Below are 23,720 nucleotides of genomic sequence, written 5' to 3' on the forward strand. Positions count from 1 at the left end.
CGGGCCGTGAACGGTACCGGCAGGGGGACGCTTCCAGACATGACGGGGAATCAGATGGCAGGGGATCACCCTAAGCCGGGGGCCGGCGACGTGCCCGGCAGCGGGCCGCAGGACAACCGGGGCGGATCGTTCGGGCCACCGGCGGGCGGTGTGGATCCGGCCGCCGTCGCGGACCAGGTGACGCAGCTCGACGGCTCGGCGGTCCCGGGGCAGGCCGCGCCGCCGGCGCCCGCCGGGCCGCCGCCGGTCCAGCCGCCGGCACCTCCGGCGCAGCCGCCCGCGCAGCCGCCCGTCGGCGGTGCCGAGTACCCGGCGTACGCGCCCACCGCGGCAGGCTTCCCCACGCAGGCCCCGCCGCCCCCGCCCGGTGCGCCGATCGGTCCGTACGACCCGGTGCCCGGGGGCGGCTACCCCGCCCCGGGCTACGGCGCCGGGGGCTACAACTACCAGCAGCCCGGGTACTACCCGGGTGCGCCGATGCCCGTCGCGCCCAAGCAGCGCAACCCCGTGATGCTGTGGGGCGGGATCATCGGCGGTGTGCTGGCGATCGCCATCGTGATCGGGCTGGTCGTGCTGCTCAAGCCGAACGACCCCTCCCCCTCGCCGAACGCGAACGGGGGCACCAGCGCCGGCACCACCAGCGGCACCTCCGACAGCCCGTCCCCGGACAACACCACCAACACCAGGACCAACGCCACGTACAACATCGCGTGGAACTCGGCCAAGCCGGCCAACTCGGACGGCCTGGCACAGATGCTGGGCATCTGGGGCGCGGACAAGGTGGCCGTCCGGGCCGACAGCACCGGCATCCGGGCGCTCAACCTGTCGGACGGCAAGGAGGCCTGGAGCATCCCGGTGCCGGCCGGCAGCAAGGAGCTGTGCACCGCCTCCTACTCGGCCAACTCCAAGGGCATCGCCGCCGTCTCCTTCAACACCGGCGACAGCGACTGCTCCACCGTCGGCGCCGTCGACCTGAACCAGGGCAAGCTGCTCTGGAGCGTGAAGGTCAGCGCCGACCGGCTCTCCTCCCCGACGCTCAGCGTGACCGACAAGGTGGTCGCCGTCGGCGGCAACTTCGTCGGCGCGCTGAACATCGACAACGGGCAGCCCGCCTGGCAGTTCCAGCCGCGCGCCAAGGACTGCAGCGTGTACGGCCGCGCCGCCGGCGCCCAGATCGCGGTCAGCGACCGCTGCTACGACACCGGCATCCAGAAGTCGGTGCTGCAGGTCGTCAACGCCGAGAGCGGCAAGGCCGCCAGCCAGCCGATCCCGCTCTCCGGCAGCATCGAGCGCATCGACAAGGTCATCCAGGACCAGCCGCTGGTGCTGCTGATGGCCAGCGGCCCGAACGGCGACTACATCCTGCCGTTCGACAAGGACAACAAGCCGGGCAACCAGATGTCGGTCAAGGAGCCGGGCTCGGACAGCCTGAGGCTTTCCGGCCAGTCGGACGCCTACACCCAGAACGTGGTGGTCGGGAACACCATGTACGTGCAGATCAGCGGTGCCAAGTCGGGTGTCAACGCGTACGACCTGACCACCGGCAAGCGCCTCTGGTCCGTGACCGGCTCCTCGTCGAGCAACGACATGCGGCTGGTGTCCGGCAGCAAGGACGGCAAGGTCCGGGCCATCGTCAGCCAGGGCTACGACAAGCCGGCCAAGCTGGTGACGCTCTCCCCGACCGACGGTTCGATGAGCGACCTCGGCACCATGGCGATGCCCAACGGCCTGGACATCGGGATGAGCTCGTCGGAGTACATCGTCTCGGACGACGGCAGCGCGGTGTACGCCTTCCGCCGCCTCAGCAGCTCCACCGACGCTCCGGTCAGCAAGTGGAAGAAGTGACGCGGGCCGGCTGACCGCACGTCGGGGCGGGGCGGGCACGGGCGAACAGCCCGGGCCCGCCCCGCCTGCGATTATTCGGTCGGCTCATTCGTAGGGCATGCGAGGATTCGATCCATCAGCCTGACAAAGGAGTGCAGCGAGTGCCCGGCACCAATCTGACCCGCGAGGAGGCCCGGATCCGGGCCGAGCTCCTCCGGGTGGACGCGTACGACATCGAGCTCGACCTCAGCGCGGCGCGCGAGGGCGGCACCTTCCGGTCCACCACGGTGGTCCGCTTCAGTGCCACCACGCCCGGTGCGGACAGTTTCATCGACCTCGTCGCCCCGAGCGTCGAGGAGATCACCCTCAACGGCGCGCCGCTCGATCCGGCGAGCTTCGACGACAGCCGTATCCCGCTGCCGAACCTGGCCGCCGAGAACGAGCTGCGTGTGGTCGCCGACTGCGCCTACACCAACACCGGTGAGGGTCTGCACCGGTTCGTCGACCCGGTCGACGGCGAGACCTACCTGTACACCCAGTTCGAGGTGCCGGACGCCCGCCGGGTCTTCGCGAACTTCGAACAGCCGGACCTGAAGGCCTCGTTCACCTTCACCGTGACCGCCCCCAGCGGCTGGGTCGTGGTCTCCAACTCGCCGACCCCGGAGCCGGTCGGCGAAGGGGACACCCGGGTCTGGAAGTTCGAGCCCACCGGCCGGATCTCCAGCTACATCACCGCGCTCATCGCCGGCCCGTACGTGGGCGTCTTCGACGCCTACGAGAACGGCGGGCAGCGCGTGCCGCTGGGCGTCTACTGCCGCCCGTCGCTGCGCGAGTTCCTGGACGCCGAGGCGATCTTCGCGGTCACCAAGCAGGGCTTCGACTACTTCCAGGAGAAGTTCGACTTCCCGTACCCCTTCGCCAAGTACGACCAGCTCTTCGTCCCGGAGTTCAACGCCGGCGCGATGGAGAACGCGGGCGCCGTCACCTTCCGTGACCAGTACGTGTTCCGCTCCAAGGTCACCGACGCCGCCTACGAGGCGCGCGCCGCGACGATCCTGCACGAGCTGGCCCACATGTGGTTCGGCAACCTCGTCACCATGGAGTGGTGGAACGACCTCTGGCTGAACGAGTCCTTCGCGACCTTCGCCGAGGCCGTCTGCCAGGCCGAGGCGCCCGGCTCCAGGTGGCCGCACTCCTGGACCACCTTCGCCAACCAGATGAAGACCTGGGCCTACCGGCAGGACCAACTGCCGTCCACCCACCCGATCATGGCGGAGATCAACGACCTGGAGGACGTCCAGGTCAACTTCGACGGCATCACCTACGCCAAGGGCGCCTCGGTGCTCAAGCAGCTGGTGGCGTACGTCGGCCAGGACGCGTTCTTCCAGGGCGTGCAGGCGTACTTCAAGCGCCACGCCTGGGGCAACACCCGGCTCGGCGACCTGCTCGGCGCCCTGGAGGAGGCCAGCGGCCGCGACCTGAAGGCCTGGTCGAAGGCCTGGCTGGAGACCGCCGGCATCAACGTGCTGCGGCCGTCGATCACGCTGAACACGGACGGTGAGATCGAGTCCTTCGCCGTGCTGCAGGAGGCGCCCGCGCTGCCCGCCGGCGCCAAGGGCGAGGCCGTGCTGCGGCCGCACCGGATCGCCATCGGCCTGTACGAGCTGGTGGACGGCTCGCTGGTGCGCACCGAGCGGATCGAGCTGGACGTCGACGGCCCGCGCACCGAGGTGCCGCAGCTGGTCGGACGGCACCGGCCGGCCGTGGTGCTGCTCAACGACGACGACCTCTCGTACGCCAAGATCCGGCTGGACGAGGACTCGATGGCCGTCGTCACCGAGAACCTCGGCGGCTTCACCGAGTCGCTGCCGCGCGCGCTGTGCTGGGCCTCCGCCTGGGACATGACCCGCGACGGCGAGCTGGCCGCCCGCGACTACCTGTCGCTGGCGCTGTCCGGCGTCGGGCGGGAGACCGACATCGGCGTGGTGCAGTCCGTACAGCGCCAGGTCAAGCTGGCGCTGGACGCCTACACCGACCCGGACTGGCGCGAGCAGGGCCTGGCCCGCTGGGCCGCCGCCGCCGAGGAGCACCTGCGGGCCGCCGAGCCCGGCAGCGACCACCAGCTGGCCTGGGCCCGCGCCCTGGCCGCGGTCGCCCGCACGGACGGCCAGCTCGGGCTGCTCGCCGGGCTGCTGGACGGCTCGGTGGAGGTCAAGGGCCTGGCCGTGGACACCGAGCTGCGCTGGACGCTGCTGGCCCGCCTGGCCGCCACCGGCCGTGCGGACGAGGCGGAGATCGCGGCCGAGCTGGAGCGGGACAACACCGCGGCCGGCCAGGAGCACGCGGCCAGCTGCCGGGCGGCCCGGCCGACCGCCGAGGCCAAGGCGGAGTCCTGGGCCGCGGTGGTGGAGTCGGACAAGCTGACCAACTACGTCCAGGAAGCGGTGATCGCCGGCTTCCAGCAGTCGGACCAGCGGGAGCTGCTGGCGCCGTACGCGGAGAAGTACTTCGCGGCCGTGAAGGGCATCTGGGAGACCCGCAGCCACGAGATCTCGCAGCAGATCATCGTCGGGCTGTACCCGGCGCTCCAGGTGACCGAGGCGACGCTGGAGGCCACCGACGCCTGGCTGGCCTCGGCCGATCCGGCGCCGGCGCTGCGGCGCCAGGTGGTCGAGGCTCGGGCCGGGGTCGAGCGCGCGCTCAAGGCCCAGGCCGTCGACCGGGCGGCGGGGGCCCGCTGACCGGGCCGCTGAACGCCTGAAACGCCTGAAGGGGCGCCGGACGGGATCGTCCGGCGCCCCTTCGGGGTCCTGCGCGTTCCTCGGTGGACGCGACCGTTACTTCTTGCCCTTGCCCTTGCCGTACGGCAGAGCGGCCAGCGCGCCGATGATCACGAACGCCACGATCGGGATCACCACGTACAGGCCGATGGTCTGGCCGACGCTCAGGCCGGAACCCGGGTCGTCGCCATCGTCCCTGGTGAGGGCCATGGCGGGCGACGACAGCAGCATCATCAGCGTGACCGTTGCGGAGACCGCGCCGGCTCGCAAAGCGTTCCTCTTGTCCACGATTCCAACTTACCCGTCACTTATGGGGCGGCGCGCGTCGGGGTCGGGCTAGCGGGGTCGGGGCTTCCGGTTCGGGGGCCCGCGGGTCCGGCCAGGGCCTGCGCGCTCGGTCAGTGCGACGGGTTCCGGGGGCTCGGCGGGGCGAGGAGGTGGGCGAGGAGGCGGGCGGCGGGTGCGGTGGCGAGGCGCTCCAGGGTGACCGGATCACCGGCGCCGTCCGCGATCGGCAGGCGCCAGTTCGGGTACTGGTCCCAGGTGCCTGGCAGGTTCTGCGGGCGCGGATCGCCGACCAGGTCGGGCAGCCAGACGCCGACCAGCTCCGCCGGGGTCGCCCGCAGGAAGCGGTACAGCACCGGCATCGACAGCGGCTCCCCCGGGGTCAGCAGCCCGAGCCGGTCCAGCTCGGCCCGCCAGTCCGCCAGCTCCCCGGCCGCCTCCGCCTGCTCCTCCCCCAGCGGCCGGGCCAGCAGGCCCAGCCGGTGCCGCAGCTCGACGTGCTCGCCGGAGAGCCGGGCCGCGGTGCTCGGCAGGTCGTGGGTGGTGAGGGTGGCCAGGCAGTCGGGCCGCCAGCGCTCCGGGGGCAGGATGCCGCCGCCGGAGCGCCAGTCCCGCTCGAACCAGAGCACCGAGGTGCCGAGGACGCCGCGCTCGGCGAGCTCCTCCCGCACACCCGGCTCGACCGTGCCCAGGTCTTCGCCGATCACCGCCGTCCCGGCCCGGTGCGCCTCCAGGGCCAGCACGCCGAGCATCGCCTCCGCGTCGTAGCGCACGTACGCGCCCTCGGTCGGCGGGTGGCCGGCCGGCACCCACCAGAGCCGGAACAGGCCCATCACGTGGTCGATGCGCAGGGCCCCCGCGTGCCTCGCCGCCGCCCGCAGCAGCTCCGCGTACGGGGCGTAGCCGGCGGCGGCCAGCGCGTCCGGGCGCCAGGGCGGCAGGCCCCAGTCCTGTCCGTGGGCGTTGAAGGCGTCCGGCGGGGCGCCGACCGAGATGCCGCCCGCCAGCACGTCCTGGAGTGCCCAGGCGTCGGCGCCGTCGGGGTGGGCGCCGACGGCCAGGTCGTGGATCAGGCCAACCGGCATGCCCGCCTCGCGGGCGCTGCGCTGGGCGTGGGCGAGCTGCCGGTCGACCTGCCAGGCGAGCCAGCGGTGGAACTCGACCCGGTCGGCGAGCTCCTTGGCGGCCTGCTCGATCTGCGGGCCGCTCGGGTGACGCAGGCCCTTCGGCCAGTGGTGCCAGTCGGCGCCGTGCACCTCGGCCAGGGCGTTCCAGAGCGCGTGGCGGCGCAGCCACTCGCCCTCGCGCCGCTGGTACGCCTCGTACTCGGCCTCGCCGCCCGGGCCGCGCGGGACCTCGTGCAGCAGCTCCAGGGCCTCGCGCTTGAGCCGCCAGACGGCGTCGCGGTCGATCAGCCCGTCGTGGCCGAGGACCTCGCCGCGCAGCCTCGCCGCCCGGCGGGTCAGCTCCTCGGCCTGGTCGCGCCGGTTGCCCTCCAGGTACGCGTACTCGGGGACGGCCTCGATCCGCAGGTGCACCGGGTCGGCGAAGCGGCGGGAGGAGGGCCGGTACGGGGACGGGTCGGAGGGGTCGGCGGGCAGCGCCTGGTGCAGCGGGTTGATCTGCACGAAGCCCGCGCCGAGACCGGCGCCCGCCCACTGCGCGAGTTCGGCGAGGTCGCCGAGGTCGCCCATGCCCCAGGAGCGCTCGGACAGGACGGAGTACAGCTGGGCGAGGAACCCCCAGCTGCGGCCCGGGAGTTGCGGCAGCTTCCGCGGCGCGACGATGAGAACCGCCTGGGCCTTTCCCGCGCTGGTGTCCGCCCTGAGGGTGTGCCTCCCGAGCGGCAGGTCGGCGGGCAGCCAGTGCGAGTGCCCGCACGGCAGCTCCCAGCTCCCCCCGCCCTCCAGCTCCACGTGCAGCCGGGCGTCGGCCGGCACGTCCAGCGCGGTGCGCCGCCCCTGACGGACCACCACGCAGGGCGGCAGCAACCGCGCCCGCTGCTCGGCCCGGTGCCGCTCCAGCGCCTCCCGCACCTGCTCCGGCGTTCCCGCCACCACCCCGAGTGCCGCCAGCACCGCGACCAGCGTCCGCGCCCCCACCGCCTGCCCGCCCGGCCCCGGATGCCGGGTGTCCACCCCGCACGCCTGCGCCAGCGCCACCAGTTCGGCGGGTGGCGGCGGCGCGTCCTGCACCGGGACCTGCATTCCGTCGGCTCCGTCACTGTCGTGGTAAGCGGCCACTCGCGGCTCCTGCGCTGTCTCGGCGACGCCCGGTCAAGGCTCCCCAAGTCCTACCCGCGTGACGACCCGATGACGCTGCGCGACACGGGGGCGCACGGCCCGCCGCGGCCGCGCGCCGCGTACCTCTGCCTCGACCTGCCGGGGTTGGCGGGCGACCAACGGTGCCCGGCTCCAGCTGTGGGACTGCGGCTACGGGGCGAACCAGCAGTGGAGCGTCCCGATGCTGCGGACGGCAGTGCCGCCTGCGCCGCCGCGTACCTGACATCCATGTCCTGAGCTGCGCTCCTGGGCCCGTCCCGCCGGTCGGCGGGGCGGGCCCGACGCGTTGGACACGCCCGGGGAAGGAGGGGATGAATCGGGGCAAAGTCGGCATAGCCGTCGGCGACGTTGACACCGGGTTGGGGAGCTGGTGGGGTTGCGAGCGATGTGGTCCAGGCCTGGCGAGGAGGCTCCTGTGCAAGCCCGAGTGTCCGTTGTGGCCGGGCGGCGGCTGCGGCAGCAGTTGGAGCAGAGTCCGGCGCTGCGCGAGGTGCTCCACCATCCGGCGGCGCTGGCGGCACGGCGGGCCACGGCGCGGACCTGCCGTCAGCTGGCGCCGAGGACGGCGGACCGGCTGATCGCCGATCTGAAGGGGACGGAGCCGCTGCTGGCCGAGGTCAGGGCGGGGCGTGCGGCCGGGCGGCCGGGGCGGCGGGCGCTGCAGATCGCGGCCGGGGTCGCCACCGCCGCGGTGGTCGGCGGGCTGCTGGGCGGGCCGCTGCCCTCGGCGGCGTACGCGGCGGTGCCCGGACCGGACGTGGTGAGTACCGCGTCGCAGACGCCGCTGGGCAGCATGACGAACCCTCAGGTGTTCCCGCACCCGCAGCAGCAGACCGTGGCGGGCAAGCCGGTCGCGGTGCCGGCCGCCGTGGCGCTGGTGACCGCGCCCAAGGCCGACCGCGGCGCGGTGGACGCCGTCCACGAGGTGCTCGGCATCGCCGGGGCCACCGCCGTCACCCCGCAGGCCGACGGCGGGACGCCGGCCGCCGGCTCGCTGGTGGTGTACGTCGGCGGGCCCTCCGAGGGCTCCGGGGACGAGACCGACCGTACGCTGCGTCAGCTCACCGTCGCGGCCGGCGGCAAGGAGGGCTCCGCGCCCTCGACCGCGGACCTGCCGCCCGGCGGCTACGTGCTGTCGGCCGGTCAGCTGCCCGCCCAGGGCGGCGGGACGTACGGCGCGGTGGTGCTGGCGGGCGCGGACGCGGCCGGCACCTTCTACGCCGCGCAGAGCCTGCGCCAACTGCTCGCCGCCGTACCGGCCGGGCAGGGCCAGGGGCCGGGCGCGGCCGGGCTCGGCCTGCCCGGGATCACACTGCGGGACTGGCCGAGCGGCGCGCCGGTGCGCGGCACCGCGGAGGCGTTCTACGGCACCCCGTGGACGGCGCAGCAGCGGCTCGACCAGGTGGACTTCCTGGGCCGCTCCAAGCAGAACTTCTACCTCTACGCCCCCGGTGACGACCCGTTCCGGCTCTCCCGCTGGCGCGACGCCTACCCCGCCGCCCAGCAGTCGGAGCTGCGTGAGCTCGGCGACCGGGCCCGGCTGAACCACGTGACCCTCGGCTACGCGATCGACCCGGGGCAGTCGCTCTGCTTCAGCTCCGGCAAGGACGTGGACGCGCTGGTCGCCAAGCTGGACGGGCTGCGCAAGCTCGGCTTCACCGCCTTCCAGTTGCAGTTCCTGGACGTCAGCTACGACGAGTGGCACTGCGGCGGCGACCGCGACAAGTACGGCACCGGGCCCGCCGCGGCCGCCAAGGCGCAGGCCGAGCTGGTCCGCAAGGTGCAGGACCGGCTGATCGCGAAGAACCCGGGCCTGGCGCCGCTGTCCGTCGTACCCACCGAGTACCACCAGCAGGGCTCGACCCCGTACCGCAAGGCGCTGGCCGGAGCGCTGCCGGACGGCGTGCAGGTGGCCTGGAGCGGGGTCGGGGTGATCCCGGAGAAGATCACCGGCGCCCAGGCCTCGGACACCGCCGGCCTGTACGGGCACCCGCTGGTCACCATGGACAACTACCCGGTCAACGACGCCAGCCCGGACCGGCTCTTCCTCGGCGCCTACACCGGCCGCGACCCGGAGGTGGCCACCCGCTCGGCGGTGCTGCTGACCGGCGCCATGCAGCAGCCGGTGGCCTCCCGGGTGGCGCTCGCCACGGCCGGCGACTTCGCCTGGAACCCGGCCGGGTACAAGCCCGACGAGTCCTGGCAGGCCGCGGTGCGCACGCTGGCCGGGCCGACCGGCGCCGCCGCCACGCCCGCCGGATCGGCGCTGGCCGCCGTCACCGCGCTGGCGGGCAACAGCACCTCCTCGCCGCTGTCCAAGCAGGAGTCCGGTTACCTGACGCCGCTGCTGGACCAGTTCTGGGCCACCGCCGAGCCCACCTCCGGCGCCGCCCCCGACCTCAACCGGCTGATAGCGGCGGCGGCCCCGCTGCGCGACGCCTTCGCCGCGATGGCGGGCGCCCAGCAGACCCTGGCCGGCACCCAGGCGACCGCCCCGCTCGCGGCCGAGGCCGCACCCTGGCTCTCGCCGCTGCGCGACTACGGGCTGGCCGGGCAGGCCGCGCTCGACATGCTGCTGGCCCAGCACGGCGGTGACGGCGCGGCGGCGTGGAAGGCCCGGGTGCAGCTCAACCGGCTGCGCACCCAGCTGGCGGGCGCCCCGGCCACGGTCGGCGCGGGCGTGCTCGGCCCGTTCCTGGACCGCTCCGTGCGCGCCGCCGACAACTGGGCCGGCGTGGTCAGCGGCGGGGTCACCCCGACCACCACCATGGGCACCGCGCACGACCACCTGCCCGCGCTGATGACCGACGGCCAGGCCGACACCTTCTACTGGAGCTCCGCTCCCCCGCAGCCCGGCGACTCGGTCGGCGTGGACCTCGGGGCGGGGCGGCCGATCAGCAGCGTCACCGTGCTGATGGGCGGCTGGGGCGACGGCCCGGACGCGCGGACCGCCGTCGACGACTACATCCGCGACGGCGTGCTGGAGTACAGCACCGGCGAGGGCGGCTGGAAGCAGCTCGCCGTGGTGAAGAACCAGAAGACGGTCGGCGCCCAGCTGCCGCCCGGCACCGTGGTGCGGGCGGTGCGGCTGCGGGCCACCGCCGCGCAGAAGACCGCCGTCGCGGTGCGGGAGTTCACCGTCACCGCCCCGGACGAGGCCCCGGCCACCGTCACCGGCGGGCCCGACGCGCTGCCCGGCTCCTCCCCCGCGGCCGTGCTGGACGGCAACCCGGACACCGCCTACCGCGCCGCCAAGCCGCCGACCGCCCTGGACCAGCCGCTCGTCGTCGAGCTCGGCGCCGCCCGTCCGCTGGACCGGCTGACCGTCCTGACCGACCCGAACGTGCACGCCACCGCCACCGTCGCGGTGCGCCGCGCGGGCGGCACCTGGACGGACATCGGCACCGTGCAGCCCGGCTACAACGAGCTGCCGGCCGGCGGACAGCCCGCCGACGCCTTCCGGCTGACCTGGAAGCCGGGCGGCGACCCGCCGGTGGTCAACCAGGTGATCCCCTGGTACGCGGACGCCCCGGCGGCCCGGCTCACCCTCGCCGACCCGACCCTGGACGTCGTCACCGGCGCCTCCGCGCCCACCCAGACCCGGGGCACCGTCGAGGCCGGCCGTCCGGAGGGCACCACCGGTGAGCTGCGCGCCGAGGTGCCGGCCGCCGCCAAGGGCCTGACCGTGACCCCGACCGGCCCGGTGTCCGTGCCGCGCGGCGGCCGGGTGGGCGTGCCGCTGCAGGTCAGCGCCGCGCCGGGGACGCCGTCCGGGACGTACCGGGTGCCGGTGTCCTTCGTGGCCGGTGCCACCACCGTGCAGCAGGTGCTGCAGGTGCACGTGGTACCGCCGACCGGCGGACCGGACCTGGCGCTCGGCTCCCGGGCCACCTCCTCGGGCGACGAGACGGCGGACTTCCCGGCCTCGGCGGTCTCCGACGGGAACCCGAAGACCCGCTGGTCCTCGCCGGCCAAGGACGACGCCTGGGTGCAGCTGGAACTGCCGCAGACCGCCCACCTGGGCTCGGCCGTGCTGCACTGGCAGGCCGCGTACGCCGCCTCGTACAAGATCCAGGTCTCGGCGGACGGGACCAGCTGGACGGACGCGGCGACGGTCGACAACGGCAAGGGCGGGGACGAGACGGTGCGCTTCGACGCGCCGGGCGTACGGTTCGTCCGGATGCAGGGCGTGGCGCGGGCGACCAAGTACGGCTACTCGCTGTGGGGCGTCGAACTGTACGCCGTCACCGATCCGGCCGCACCGCCGCAGCCGCCGACCACCCCCACCACCCCCACCACCCCCACCACCCCGACCACCCCGGCCAACCCGACCGCCCCGCCGGCCCAGCCGGCCCAGCCGGGCACGCCCGCGTCACCGCCGGCGACTCCGCAGAAGCCGTAGGGCCCCGTAGGGCCCCGTAGGGCCCCGAAGGGCAGAACGCGGCGGGCCGCCGTTCCCCCCGGTTCGGGGGGCGCGGCGGCCCATGAGGCGCGTACCGACGTTATGACGGGCGGGCCCTTGTGGAGCTTCGGTCAGGCGGAGAGCGGTTCGGGCTGCTCGCCGCGGCGGACGGGGGCGGGGTGGGCGCCGTGCGCCCGGCCGATCGGGACGGAGTGGTTCGGCTCGGTATGGTCGTGGTGCTCGTACTCGCCCCACTGTGGGGCGCGCAACTGGTCCCCGCCGCCGTACGGCTCCAGGTAGGGCCGCCAGCGCGGGTCCTTGATCCCGGTGCCGATGATCCGCCAGGCGAGTCCGCTGGGCGGTGCGGGCGGGCGCTTCATCCGCCAGCCGAGTTCGGTGAGGTGGCGGTCGGCCTTGGTGTGGTTGCAGCGGCGGCAGGCCGCCACCACGTTGTCCCACCGGTGCTGGCCCCCGCGGCTGCGCGGGATGACGTGGTCGACGCTGGTGGCGGCGGCCCCGCAGTAGACGCAGCGGCCGTGGTCGCGGGCGAACAGGGCCCGGCGGGTGAGCGGGACGGGCCCGCAGAACGGGACCCGGACGAAGCGGGTCAGGCGGACGACGGACGGCGCCGGAAGGGCGCTGGTGGCGCTGTGCAGAGTGACTCCCGAGTCCTCCAGGCTGACCGCCTTGTGGTTGAGGACCAGGATGAGTGCGCGGCGCATCGATACGACGCCGAGTGGCTCGTAGGACGCGTTGAGGACCAGGACATGCGGCACGGATGCCTCCTTGGACGCCTGCGGCGCGTGGCTCGCGCCGGGACGAGCGGTTGGATCGCGCAACGAGTACGCGATCTCCCCCAGTGTCGCCTTACGCCTTTGTACGGCGCCACCACTCCTGTGTAACGGACCCGGGGTGAACTCCGGGTGTGGTCTCCGTCATACCCGGTATGCCCTGGGGGCGGTCGGGTTGCACCCGGGCGCCTCCGGGGCGCGGCGCGGTGGCCCTCCCGGGGGACGGATCGGCCGGTCGGAGCACTGTCCGGCGGCCGTCCGGAGCAGTGCACGGGGGGAGCGCACCGGGGCGTTGACGGGGCGTAAGAGGAGTCGTGTACGCCCTTCGGCGTGTCCATGCGGGTGCGCGGTGCCGGTTAGGCTATGGCGCACGGTCCGCGGGCCGCTTGCGGCGGCGCGGGCCCGTCACGCCCCCTGCAAGGAAGGTCCGCACGTGTTCCGCTCCGGCGCCACCGGCATCGCCGACGCGTCCTCGACGCTCTCCACCCCGACGCCGGCCCCCTCGCCCACCGCGCCGGAACTGCCGCAGCTGGACCTGCGCATCCCCACCAGCGCGCAGGAGGTCACCGACACCACCAGGCAGGCGGCCAGCTGGTTCGACTCGCACTGGCAGAGCTGGCTGGAGAGCGGTCTGCGGATCGTCCTCATCGTGTTGCTGTCGCTGGTGCTGCGGGCCGTGGTGCGCAAGCTGATCACCCAGCTGATCGGGCGGATGGCGCGCAGCCACGAGCACCAGGAGGAGAGCCGGCTGGGCGGGCTGCTGGCCAACACCGGGGTGGTGAACACGGAGCGGCGCCAGCAGCGCTCGGAGGCGATCGGCTCGGTGCTGCGCAGCGTGGCCTCCTTCACCATCCTGGGCACGGCGGCGCTGATGGTGCTCTCCGCGCTCGGGGTGAACCTGGCGCCGCTGCTGGCCAGTGCCGGTGTGGCCGGTGTGGCGATCGGTTTCGGCGCCCGCAACCTGGTGACGGACTTCCTGTCCGGGGTCTTCATGATCATGGAGGACCAGTACGGCGTCGGCGACGAGATCGACACCGGGGTGGCCACCGGCACGGTGCTGGAGGTCGGGCTGCGGGTGACCAAGCTGCGCGGCTCGAACGGCGAGATCTGGTACATCCGCAACGGCGAGGTGAAGCGGATCGCCAACATGAGCCAGGGCTGGGCGACGGCCTCGGTGGACGTGCAGGTCGGGTACAAGGAGAACCTGCAGCGGGTCGAGGACCTGATCCTGGAGACGGCCGAGGGGATGGCCAAGGAGGCGCCGTACGACGAGCTGGTCTGGGCGCCGGTGTCGATCCTGGGCGTGGAGTCGGTGGCGGCGGACTCGGTGATGGTCCGGGTCGAGGCCCGGACGGCGCCGGGCAAGGCTCCGGCGGTCTCCCGGGCGCTGCGGCAGCGGCTGAAGGCGGCCTTCGACCTGGCCGGGATCAAGGTCAAGGAGGAGGCCCCGGCGGTGGGCACCGGAGTGGCGATCGCCTCTATGGCGGAGCCGTCGCCGCCGTCGGCCCTGTCCGACCCGACCTCGCCGCGCTTCCGCGCGACGGAGCCGATCCCGGCGCCCCGACCGGCGGACGACCCGACGAAGCCGTAGCGCTTCGGCGGATCGGCGCCTGCGAACCACCGCGAAGAGGACCTCAAAAAGGACGAAAGCCCCGCTCCCGCCACGGCGGGGGCGGGGCTTCGTGCTGTCCGGTAACGCTTCGGCATCCTCCGCTCCGCCGACCATTGACACCCCGCTGACGCGGACCGTACGGTCCTACCCAAGCGACTGGAAAGTTTCCTAACAGTTCGCGGAAGCAGGCCCCGACCGCCACCCGGGGGCCACCCCGACCAGCCGAAAGAGGAGGATTCCGGGCATGACCAAGAGCACCGCCAAGGCCCCCCTCGCCGGCACCCCCAGCCTGCTGCGCGCCATCAACGACCGCGCCGCCCTCGAACTCCTGCTGGCGAACGGGCCGCTCTCCCGCACCCAGATCGGCACCCTGACCGGACTGTCCAAGCCCACCGCCTCCCAGCTGCTGGCCCGCCTGGAGGCGGCCGGGCTGGTCCTGCCGGTCGGCACCACGGCGGGCGGGCCGGGCCCCAACGCCCAGCTGTACCAGGTGAATCCGGCCGCCGGGTACGTCGCCGGCCTGGAGGTCACCGGCAGCGAGATCCGGGTCGCCATCGCCGACATCACCGGCTCCACGCTGGTCGAGCACAGCGTGCCGACCAGGGGCGTCCCGGCCGCCGAGACCGTCGCCAGGGTCGCCGCCGCGGTCGCCGGGGCCAGGCAGGCCGCCGGGCTCGCCGACGGCAGCCTGCGCACCGTCGCGATCGGCGTCGGCGGCGCCCCCGACCCGGTCACCGGCAAGCTGCGCTACGCCTCCCACCTGCCCGGCTGGCACTCGCCGCGGCTGGTCGAGGAACTGTCCGAGGCGATCGGCGCGCCGGTGTCGATCGAGAACGACGTGAACCTCGCCGCGGTCGCCGAGCGGGCCTCGGGCGCGGCGGCGGGTTCCGAGGACTTCGTCCTGCTCTGGGCCGGAGCGGGCGTCGGCGCCGCGATCATGATCGGCGGGCGGCTGCACCGCGGCTTCACCGGCGGCGCCGGGGAGGTCGGCTACATGCCGGTGCCCGACTCGCCGTTCGAATGGGACGCCCGCCGCCGCAAGTTCGGCGGGTTCCAGGCCCTGGTCGGCGCACCCGCCGTCCGTGCGCTGGCCCGTGAGCACGGACTCGGAGCACCCACCGCGGAGGAGTCGATCGCCAAGGCCCTGGAGACCCCGGGCGCCGGCGACACCCTCCTCACCGAACTGGCCGGGCGGCTCGCCGTCGGGCTGAGTGTCATCGTCGCCGTGATCGACCCCCAACTGGTGGTCCTCTCCGGCGCGGTGCCGAGCGCGGGCGGCGAACGGCTGCGCGCGCTCGTCGAGGACGAACTGGCCCGGATCTGCATCGCCCGCCCGGAGATCCGCAGCAGTGCCCTACCCGGCTCGCCCGTCCTGCTCGGCGCCCTGCAACGCGCCCTCACGGACGCCCGTGAGGCGGTCTTCTCCACCCACTGACGCTCCCCCTGTCACCTTGTTCACCTGCACCCACCTCTCCCCCAACCCCCTACGCGGGACCAGAGGCAACGACGCCTGCCCGCGCACCCCCAGGAGGACCACGAAGTGCACGCCATCACCTCACGCAGAGGCCGCCGCACGATCGCCGCCGTCGCCGGCAGCGCCGTCCTGGCCCTGCTCGCCTCCGCCTGCACCGGTTCCAGCGACTCGGGCGGCAACGACGACTCGGCCAGCGGCAAGGACGTCACCATCACCTTCTGGCACGGTTGGAGCCAGGACAACGAGGTGAAGGCGATCAACGACATCATCGCCGCCTTCGAGAAGGCCCACCCCAACATCCACGTCAAGCCGCAGGGCAACGTCGCGGACGACAAGGTCAACCAGGCCCTGCGTGCCGGCGGCGACGAGGCCCCGGACGTGGTCTCCTCCTTCACCACCAACAACGTCGGCATGTTCTGCTCGACCAAGGCGTTCATCGACCTCAAGCCCCAGCTCCAGAAGAGCGGCATCGACCCGGCCAAGACCTTCCCGGCCGCGATGCTCAACTACACGCAGTTCCAGGGCAACCAGTGCTCGCTGCCGCTGCTCGGCGACGCCTACGGCCTCTACTACAACAAGAAGGCCTTCGCCGCGGCCGGCATCACCGCCCCGCCCAGGACCTTCAGCGAGTTCGCCGACGACGCCAGGAAGCTGACCGTCGCCGACGGCGACTCGTACAAGCAGCTCGGCTTCATGCCGCTGTACCACGGCTACGAGGGCCACGCCGAGCACTTCCTCGGCCAGTACGGCGCCACCTACTTCGGTTCGGACGGCAAGTCGAACATCGCCACCGACCCGAAGGTCGCCGCGATGCTCAACTGGCAGAAGGGCCTGGTCGACCAGCTCGGCGGCTACGCCAAGCTGGACAAGTACCGCTCCACCTTCGGCGAGGAGTTCAGCGCCAAGAACCCCTTCAACACCGGCCAGGTCGCGATGGCCCTCGACGGCGAGTGGCGCACCGCCTCGCTCGCCGACGACAAGCCCGACATCGACTGGGCCACCGCGCCCTTCCCGGTGCCGGACGACCAGGCCGCCACCTACGGCCGCAGCTACCTGACCGGCACCATCGTCGGCATCGCCAGCACCAGCAAGAAGCAGGCCGCGGCCTGGGAGTTCGTCAAGTTCCTGACCACGGACACCGACTCGGTGGTCAACTTCGCCAACGCCATCCACAACGTGCCCAGCACCTTCGACGCGCTCAACTCGCCGAAGCTGGTGAGCGACGCGAACTTCAAGACCTTCCTGGACGTCGCCAAGAACCCGAACTCCAGCACCACCCCGGCGAGCGTCAACGGCGGCGGCTACCTCGCCACCCTGCAGAACCTCGGCTACGACATCGAGTCCGGCAAGCAGACCGACGTCCAGGCCGGTCTGGCCGCCACCGCCAAGCAGATCGACACCGACATCGCCCAGGCCAAGTAGGCGACGGGAACGGCCCACGGAGCTCCCCATGTCACTCGCGTTCGGCACCCGCAAGGACGGTGCTGGACCGACCGCCCCGGCGGCGCCCTCCACGCAGCACCTGCTGCGCCGGAAGCGCCGCCGGGAGGCGGCCCGCACCCTTGCCTTCCTCTCCCCCTGGCTCATCGGGTTCAGCGTCTTCTTCGCCTACCCGCTGATCTCCACCGCCTACTTCTCCCTCACCCAGTACAACGGCTTCGGCTCGCCGACCTTCAACGGCCTGAAGAACTGGGACTACGTCTTCAACCAGCTGCCGACCTTCTGGCAGGGCCTGCGCAACACGCTGTGGCTGGTCGTCATCATGGTGACCCTGCGGGTGGCCTTCGGCCTCGGCATCGGGCTGCTCATCACCAAGATCAAGACCGGCGTGGGCTTCTTCCGCACCGTCTTCTACCTGCCGTACCTGGCCCCGCCGGTGGCCGCCACCGTCGCCTTCGCCTTCCTTCTCAACCCCGGCACCGGCCCGCTCAACCACCTGCTCGGCCAGCTCGGCCTGCCGCAGCCCGGCTGGTTCGCCGACCCCTCCTGGTCCAAGCCCGCACTCACCCTGCTCGCCATGTGGGGCGTCGGCGACCTGATGGTCATCTTCATGGCCTCGCTGCTGGACGTCCCCAAGGAGCAGTACGAGGCCGCCGAGCTCGACGGCGCCGGCCCGTTCCAGAGGTTCCGGTACGTCACGCTGCCGAACATCTCGCCGATCATCACGTTCGCGGTGGTCACCGGGGTCATCCAGACCATGCAGTACTACACCCAGGCGATCGTCGCCGGGAAGGTCGCCGGCGGCATCGCCGGCAACTCCGGCCAGCAGTTCGAGCCCGGCTTCCCGCAGGGCTCCACCTGGACCCTGCCGCAGATGGTCTACAACCTCGGCTTCCAGCGCTTCAACTACGGCGCGGCCTGCGTCGTCGCCCTGGTGCTGTTCGCCATCTCGATGGCCGTCACCTCGATCCTGCTCCGCCGCCGGTCCGGCTTCATGGCGAGCGACGACTAGCGGACCCCTGAGGACTAGCCCATGACTCTCAGCTCCACGCTCAGCAAGGCGCCCGCCCCGGCCGGCGCCTCCCGGAACGGCACCGCCGCCGCCCGGGCCGCCCGGCGCCGCGCGCTGCTCAACTGGGTGGCCGTGCACTCGCTGGCGATCGCCGCCGCGCTGTTCTTCCTGCTGCCGTTCGTCTTCGTCTTCCTCACCTCGGTGATGAACGACCAGCAGGCGCTCACCACCGACTACTGGCCCACCTCCTGGAACTGGGGCAACTACGCCAAGGTGTTCGACACCCCCGGCTTCCTCACCTGGTGGCGCAACACCCTGGTGTACGCCGGCGTCGGCACCCTGGTGACCGTCGTGTCCAGCGTGCCGGTCGCCTACGCGCTCGCCAAGTTCCGCTTCCGCGGCCGCAACCTGGCCCTGATGGCGGTCATCGCGATGATGATGCTGCCGCCGCAGGTCACCGTCATCCCGATGTACCTGTTCTGGGCCAAGCAGATGGGCCTCGGCGGCTCGCTGTGGCCGCTGATCATCCCGATGGCCTTCGGCGACGCGTTCTCCATCTTCCTGCTGCGCCAGTTCCTGATGACCATCCCCAAGGAGTACATCGAGGCGGCCCGGATCGACGGCTGCGGCGACCTGCGCACCCTGCTGCGGGTGGTCCTGCCGATGTCCAAGCCGGCCATCGCCGCCGTCGCGCTGTTCCAGTTCTTCTACTGCTGGAACGACTACTTCGGCCCGCAGGTCTACGCCAGCAACAACCAGCAGGCCTGGACGCTGAGTTACGGCCTGGAGTCGTTCAAGGCCGCCCACCACACCAACTGGAACCTCACCATGGCCGCCACCCTGCTGGTGATGGCGCCGGTGATCGTCCTCTTCTTCTTCGCACAGAAGGCCTTCATCGAAGGCGTGACACTGACAGGGGTCAAGGGCTGATGTCCGCACTGAAGTTGGCAATCGTCGGCGGAGGTTCGACGTACACCCCGGAGCTGATCGACGGCTTCGCCAGGCTGCGCGACACCCTGCCGGTCGGCGAGTTGGTGCTGATCGACCCGGCCGCCGAGCGGCTGGAGCTGATCGGCGGCCTCGCCCGGCGGATCTTCGCCAAGCAGGGCCACTCCGCCACCGTGACGGTCACCACGGACCTGGTGGCGGGCGTCGCGGACGCCGACGCCGTCCTGCTCCAGCTGCGCGTCGGCGGACAGGCGGCGCGCAACCAGGACGAGACGTGGCCCCTGGAGTGCGGCTGCGTCGGCCAGGAGACCACCGGCGCGGGCGGGCTCGCCAAGGCGCTGCGCACCGTCCCGGTCGTGCTGGACATCGCCGAGCAGGTCCGCCGGACCAACCCGGACGCCTGGATCGTCGACTTCACCAACCCGGTCGGCATCGTCACCCGGGCCCTCCAGACCGCCGGCCACAAGGCCGTCGGCCTGTGCAACGTCGCGATCGGCTTCCAGCGCAAGTTCGCGGCCCACCTGGGCGTGGACCCGGAGCTGATCCGCCTCGACCACGTCGGGCTCAACCACCTGACCTGGGAGCGCGGGGTGACCCTGCTCGACGCCCCCGGCTCCGCCACCGGCCGGGAGGTGCTGCCCTCGCTGCTCAGCGGCTTCGGCAAGGAGATCGCCGACGACCTGCACCTGCCGCAGGCCTTCGTGCAGCGGCTCGGCGTGGTGCCCTCGTACTACCTGCGGTACTTCTACCAGCACGACACCGTGGTGGAGGAGCTCAGGGTGCAGGGCTCGCGGGCCGCCCAGGTCGCCGAGATCGAGCGGCAGCTGCTGGAGATGTACGCCGACCCGGCCCTGGACACCAAGCCCGAGCTGCTCGGCAAGCGCGGCGGCGCCTTCTACTCGGAGGCCGCCGTCCAGCTGATCGCGGCCCTGCTGGGCACCGGCGGCGGGACGTCCGTGCAGGTGGTGAACACCCGCAACGACGGCGTGCTGCCCTTCCTGCCGGACGACGCCGTCATCGAGGTCCCGGCCGAGGTCGACGCCGCGGGCGTGCGGCCGCTGCCGCAGCGGCCGCTCGAACCGCTGTACGCCGGGCTGGTCGCCGCCGTCACCTCGTACGAGCACCTCGCCCTCGACGCCGCCCTGCACGGCGGCCGCGACCGGGTCTTCGACGCCCTGCTCGCGCACCCGCTGGTCGGCCAGATCGAACTCGCCGACCAGCTCACGGATCGGCTGCTCGCGCACAACCGCGAGCACCTCGCCTGGGCCTGAGCGCCATCCACGGACCCGGTCCGTGCCCCGCGGGGGCGCGGACCGGGCGGGGCGAGGAGACCGACCAACCCCGGCCGGGGTACACGGCCGGGCCACGTACGAGCGCGGGGACCTGATGACCCACCAGCCCGAACCACTCCTGCCCGGCGTCCTCGCCATCGACGCCGGAAACTCCAAGACCGACGTCGCCCTGATCGGTGCCGACGGCACCATCCTGGGCACCGCCCGCGGCGGCGGCTTCGCACCCCAGACGATCGGCGGCGCCGCCGCCGTCGCCGGCCTCGCCCCGCTGGTCGAGGAGGCCGCCGCGGCGGCCGGCCACCCCTCCTGGACCGGCGTGCTGACCAGCCACGTCAGCGCCTGCCTGGCCAACGCCGACCTCCCGGTGGAGGAGGAGGCGCTGTGCCGCGCCCTGGAGTCACACCCGTGGGGTGCCAGCAACACCGTCGCCAACGACACCTTCGGCCTGCTGCGGGCCGGCACCGACGGCCCGCGCGGGGTCGCCGTGGTCTGCGGTGCCGGGATCAACTGCGTCGGCCTGCTCCCGGACGGGCGCACCGCGCGCTTCCCCGCACTCGGCACGCTCACCGGTGACTGGGGCGGCGGCTCCGGGCTCGCCACCACCAGCATGTGGCACGCCGTCCGCTCGGAGGACGGGCGCGCCGGGCCGACCGCACTGGCCCGGGCCATCGCCGAGCACTTCGGCCTGCCCAGCGCCCGGGCGGTCGCGGAGGCCGTCCACCTCGGGCACCTGCCGACCCCCCGGCTGCACGAGATCGTCCGGCTGCTGTTCGCGGTCGCGGGCGAGGGGGACGACGTCGCACTGAGGCTGATCGACCGCCAGGCCGACGAGATCGTCCGGCTGGCCGTGGTCGCGCTGCGCCGGCTGGAGCTGCTGGACTCGCCGGCGCCGGTGGTGCTCGGCGGCGGGGTGCTCGCCTCCCGGCAGCCGCTGCTGATCGACAACCTCACCGCGCGGCTCGCCGAGGCCGCCCCGCTGGCCGAGCCTCGGGTCGTGGTCGCCCCGCCCGTCCTGGGCGCCGGGCTGCTCGGGCTCGACCACCTGGGCGCGGACCGGCAGGTGCGGACGCGGCTGCGCCGGGCGTACGAGACGCAGCGGACGGTCGGCGTCTGACGCGCGTCGGGCCTGAACCTCCCGCCCCGCCGGATCCGCACGTCCGGCGGGGGCGGGAACCGTTCGGCGTGCGCTGGAATCGCTCGGCGTGCGCCGGGAACCGTTCGGCGTGCGCCGGTCGTGTTACCCGGGTACCGACCACCACCGCCACCCGGGGAGACTTGTGCCATGGCCGTGCCCCGCATCCTCCTCGCCGCCGTCCTGCTCACCGGTACCGCCGCCGCCGTCCTCACCGGCTGCACCCCCGCCGACTCCCGCCCCACGGTGGCCGCCGCCTCGTCCGCGGCCGCGCTCGCGGACGAGGGCGCCGACGACCCGTTGGACGACGATGACGACCTCGCCGACGAGGAGGTCGACGCCCCCGCCACCGGCCCCATCGCCGCCCCCGACGACACGCCGCTCTGCACGGCCCCCACCGAGGCGCCCGGCCACCAGGTCCTGGTCGTGGTCTCCGCCGGCCCCGCCGAGCTCACCGCCCAGCCCGCGCGCTACACCTGCACCCCGCCCCGCTACGAGCCCACCGGCACGCCCGTCCACTACGGCTTCGCCGCGGCGGGCGTGGCGGCGACGCTGGCCGACCGCCCGCACGACGACCCGGCCAGGCCCGTCGGGCTGGACGAGCTGGTCACCCACCTCAACGACTGCCTGGCCGAGCGCGATCCGGCCGACCCGTACGCCTGTCACGGCAACGCCTACGACGTGGTGCTGGACTCGCACGGGCGGATCATGCGGATCGGCGAGCTCGCGGTGCCGTAGGGCGTATCCGGCGGATCGTGTCGGATCGGACCGCGGCGTCCGAGTGCGTGCATCGCGAGGCGGAGGTGGGGGCACCTCCCGGCCGAGGGCCGGGGGCGCGTCGCGGGCCCGGCAAGGATCCGCCGGACAGGCCCTGGGGCGCAGGGCCCGCGCGTACGGTGCTCAGGTGTCGAGCAGGTCGGCGGCCTGTTCGAGCACCGCCAGGGTCCCGGAGCTGGCGCCCCACGAGACTTCGGGGTGACGGGCGGTCAGGGCACGGTGGTTGGCGCGGCGGATCCGGACGGTCTCCCGGTCGAGCGGGCCGGTCGTCCAGGCCGTGGTGAGGGCCAGCGCCGCCAGTTCGACCAGCTCGGCGCGCCGGCTCGCGGAGGGCAGCGAGTCGTGGGCGGCCCACTGGATCAGCCGGTGGACGCGCAGGAGGTCGTGCGTGCGGGTGACCAAGCTGAGGCGGTGCAGGGTGCGGAGCGTCTCGTCGACGGCCTCGGCACTCGCACCGGCGAGGTACATGCGGGCGGGTTCGGACGTGAGGACGTCGACCGGAACGCCTTCCGGGTCGAGGACGGAGGCGAGTTGGAGCACGGGGGTGGCCAGCGCGCCGGTGGCGGCGTCCGCGCGAGTGAGGGCGTCGGCGAGGATCTCGGCCACGCTCTGTTCCGAGCCGTCGGGATCCGGGGCGAGTTCCGCGAGGGGCCGGTGTTCGGCGAGCCGGGCCCGGTAGTCGGATGCGGTGACGCCGGTGTCGGCCCGGTCGATCAGGTAGGCGGAGGCCAGGGAGAGGGCGAGCGGCAGGTGGTCGACGTCGTCGGCCAGGGCGGCGAGCTGGTCGGCCGGCCCGCCGAGACCGTGGGTGGTGAGCCGGTCGACCAGGTAGGCCAGGGACTCCACCGGACGGAACGGGCCGACCTCCAGAACCTGGCGCTCCTTCATCCGCAGGGACGGGTCGCGTCGGCGGGTGGTGACGAGGGTGCGGCCGCGCGCGGTGACCGGGGGCCAGAGGGCGCGGAGGTCGGCCGGGTCCGAGACGTCGTCGAGGACCACCAGCCAGCGGCGGTCGGTGGTCCGCAGCCAGGACCGCAGGCGTTCCGGGTCCGCGGGTGCGGGGAGGTCGAGTTCGGCGGCCGCCCGGATGTAGGCCTCCTCCACGGAGCGACGGTCGGTGGCGCGCACCCAGAGCACGAAGTCGACGTACCCGCGGAGCAGCCGGGTGTGGGCGTACCGGGCGGCCAGCTGCGTCTTCCCGCTGCCGAGCATGCCGGTGAGGACGACGGTGGAAGCCCCGGCGGGGTCGAGGTCCACTCCGCGCGACTGGTAGGCATCGGCCAGTTCCGGGACGACTCCCACCTGCTTCGGCCAACGAGCCTGGCGCGTCGGCGCGCCGCCGGCCGCCCCGCCCGTCGGGACCCCGTTGACGTAACCCGCCTGGATGAGCGGTCCGTAGACCCCGCCGTCGATGTTGTTGCGGATCGGATCGGGCATGGCCCCAGTCTCACAGGTCGCGGCCCACGCGTGGAGCCCACGCCGGAGCGGTGCCAGGTCTCCATACGGTGAAAGAGGTCCCCTCCAACTGTTGAGATTCAGCTGCGCTACGCGCATCAACCGTCTTTCAACTGGGACCTTTTGACTTTCCATACTTTCCCGAGGGACTCCCTTGGTCCGGGTCTTACTCTCGTCCTCGTTGACCCGGTTTCGACAAGTCTGCTTTGCTTCC

15 protein-coding genes are annotated in these 23,720 nt (G+C 73.2%); 11 read left to right on the forward strand and 4 right to left on the reverse strand.

All coding sequences use genetic code 11. The features are described from left to right. The first annotated feature begins 54 nt into the window (after positions 1-54). Together RZ50_RS01350 and pepN are read left to right on the forward strand one after the other, a co-directional pair. Positions 55-1,845, forward strand: coding sequence for a PQQ-binding-like beta-propeller repeat protein (locus RZ50_RS01350; protein ID WP_217680182.1), 1,791 nt, complete (start codon positions 55-57; stop codon positions 1,843-1,845). A gap of 140 nt (positions 1,846-1,985) precedes the next feature. Beyond that, positions 1,986-4,565 carry an aminopeptidase N gene (pepN, locus tag RZ50_RS01355; RefSeq protein ID WP_196948562.1) on the forward strand — a complete coding sequence of 860 codons (2,580 nt, stop codon included), beginning with the start codon at positions 1,986-1,988 and terminating at the stop codon, positions 4,563-4,565. A gap of 96 nt (positions 4,566-4,661) precedes the next feature. Here the strand turns inward: pepN and RZ50_RS01360 are convergent, their stop codons facing one another. Then, positions 4,662-4,892 (reverse strand): hypothetical protein, encoded by a 231-nt coding sequence (locus RZ50_RS01360; protein ID WP_196948563.1) that lies wholly within the window; start codon positions 4,890-4,892, stop codon positions 4,662-4,664. 110 nt (positions 4,893-5,002) lie between these two features. Beyond that, positions 5,003-7,096 carry a 4-alpha-glucanotransferase gene (gene malQ, locus RZ50_RS01365; RefSeq protein WP_196948566.1) on the reverse strand — a complete coding sequence of 698 codons (2,094 nt, stop codon included), beginning with the start codon at positions 7,094-7,096 and terminating at the stop codon, positions 5,003-5,005. A 490-nt stretch (positions 7,097-7,586) separates the two neighbouring features. Between malQ and RZ50_RS01370 the strand changes: the two genes are divergently transcribed. Beyond that, complete coding sequence (locus RZ50_RS01370; protein WP_308271131.1) at positions 7,587-11,573, forward strand: beta-N-acetylglucosaminidase domain-containing protein; 3,987 nt, start codon at positions 7,587-7,589, stop codon at positions 11,571-11,573. Between the two features lie 131 nt (positions 11,574-11,704). Here RZ50_RS01370 and RZ50_RS01375 read toward each other — a convergent pair whose 3' ends face one another. Continuing rightward, positions 11,705-12,349, reverse strand: coding sequence for an HNH endonuclease (locus RZ50_RS01375; RefSeq protein ID WP_196948741.1), 645 nt, complete (start codon positions 12,347-12,349; stop codon positions 11,705-11,707). Between the two features lie 448 nt (positions 12,350-12,797). Between RZ50_RS01375 and RZ50_RS01380 the strand changes: the two genes are divergently transcribed. The 8 genes from RZ50_RS01380 (at position 12,798) to RZ50_RS01415 (ending at position 22,012) form a co-directional block, all read left to right on the forward strand. After that, complete coding sequence (locus tag RZ50_RS01380; RefSeq protein WP_308271133.1) at positions 12,798-13,955, forward strand: mechanosensitive ion channel family protein; 1,158 nt, start codon at positions 12,798-12,800, stop codon at positions 13,953-13,955. Positions 13,956-14,220: 265 nt separating this feature from the next. Beyond that, positions 14,221-15,411 (forward strand): ROK family transcriptional regulator, encoded by a 1,191-nt coding sequence (locus RZ50_RS01385; RefSeq protein WP_196948740.1) that lies wholly within the window; start codon positions 14,221-14,223, stop codon positions 15,409-15,411. A 105-nt stretch (positions 15,412-15,516) separates the two neighbouring features. Then, positions 15,517-16,872 (forward strand): ABC transporter substrate-binding protein, encoded by a 1,356-nt coding sequence (locus tag RZ50_RS01390; RefSeq protein WP_196948739.1) that lies wholly within the window; start codon positions 15,517-15,519, stop codon positions 16,870-16,872. A 28-nt stretch (positions 16,873-16,900) separates the two neighbouring features. Then, complete coding sequence (locus RZ50_RS01395; RefSeq protein ID WP_196948738.1) at positions 16,901-17,902, forward strand: carbohydrate ABC transporter permease; 1,002 nt, start codon at positions 16,901-16,903, stop codon at positions 17,900-17,902. Between the two features lie 21 nt (positions 17,903-17,923). After that, a complete protein-coding gene (locus RZ50_RS01400; RefSeq protein ID WP_196948737.1) occupies positions 17,924-18,832 on the forward strand; it encodes a carbohydrate ABC transporter permease in 909 nt (302 codons plus the stop codon). An 8-nt stretch (positions 18,833-18,840) separates the two neighbouring features. Next, positions 18,841-20,121 carry a 6-phospho-beta-glucosidase gene (locus tag RZ50_RS01405; RefSeq protein WP_196948744.1) on the forward strand — a complete coding sequence of 427 codons (1,281 nt, stop codon included), beginning with the start codon at positions 18,841-18,843 and terminating at the stop codon, positions 20,119-20,121. 115 nt (positions 20,122-20,236) lie between these two features. Beyond that, positions 20,237-21,256, forward strand: a complete 1,020-nt coding sequence (locus RZ50_RS01410) for an N-acetylglucosamine kinase (protein ID WP_196948736.1) — start codon at positions 20,237-20,239, stop codon at positions 21,254-21,256. A 168-nt stretch (positions 21,257-21,424) separates the two neighbouring features. Continuing rightward, positions 21,425-22,012, forward strand: coding sequence for a hypothetical protein (locus RZ50_RS01415; protein ID WP_196948735.1), 588 nt, complete (start codon positions 21,425-21,427; stop codon positions 22,010-22,012). 162 nt (positions 22,013-22,174) lie between these two features. Here RZ50_RS01415 and RZ50_RS01420 read toward each other — a convergent pair whose 3' ends face one another. Further along, the gene (locus RZ50_RS01420) at positions 22,175-23,488 is read right to left on the reverse strand and encodes an NB-ARC domain-containing protein (RefSeq protein WP_196948734.1); all 1,314 of its coding nucleotides are present in this window, start codon (positions 23,486-23,488) and stop codon (positions 22,175-22,177) included. Positions 23,489-23,720: the final 232 nt, after the last annotated feature.

It is taken from the genome of Kitasatospora sp. SUK 42 (assembly GCF_015776785.2).
Lineage (GTDB): Bacteria > Actinomycetota > Actinomycetes > Streptomycetales > Streptomycetaceae > Kitasatospora.

Coding starts and splice junctions, on each gene's coding strand:
- RZ50_RS01350 (WP_217680182.1), top strand. CDS start 55: ATGGCAGGGGATCACCCTAAGCCGGGGGCCGGCGACGTGCCCGGCAGC.
- malQ (WP_196948566.1), bottom strand. CDS start 7,096: ATGCAGGTCCCGGTGCAGGACGCGCCGCCGCCACCCGCCGAACTGGTG.
- RZ50_RS01385 (WP_196948740.1), top strand. CDS start 14,221: ATGACCAAGAGCACCGCCAAGGCCCCCCTCGCCGGCACCCCCAGCCTG.
- RZ50_RS01395 (WP_196948738.1), top strand. CDS start 16,901: ATGTCACTCGCGTTCGGCACCCGCAAGGACGGTGCTGGACCGACCGCC.
- RZ50_RS01400 (WP_196948737.1), top strand. CDS start 17,924: ATGACTCTCAGCTCCACGCTCAGCAAGGCGCCCGCCCCGGCCGGCGCC.
- RZ50_RS01410 (WP_196948736.1), top strand. CDS start 20,237: ATGACCCACCAGCCCGAACCACTCCTGCCCGGCGTCCTCGCCATCGAC.
- RZ50_RS01415 (WP_196948735.1), top strand. CDS start 21,425: ATGGCCGTGCCCCGCATCCTCCTCGCCGCCGTCCTGCTCACCGGTACC.
- RZ50_RS01420 (WP_196948734.1), bottom strand. CDS start 23,488: ATGCCCGATCCGATCCGCAACAACATCGACGGCGGGGTCTACGGACCG.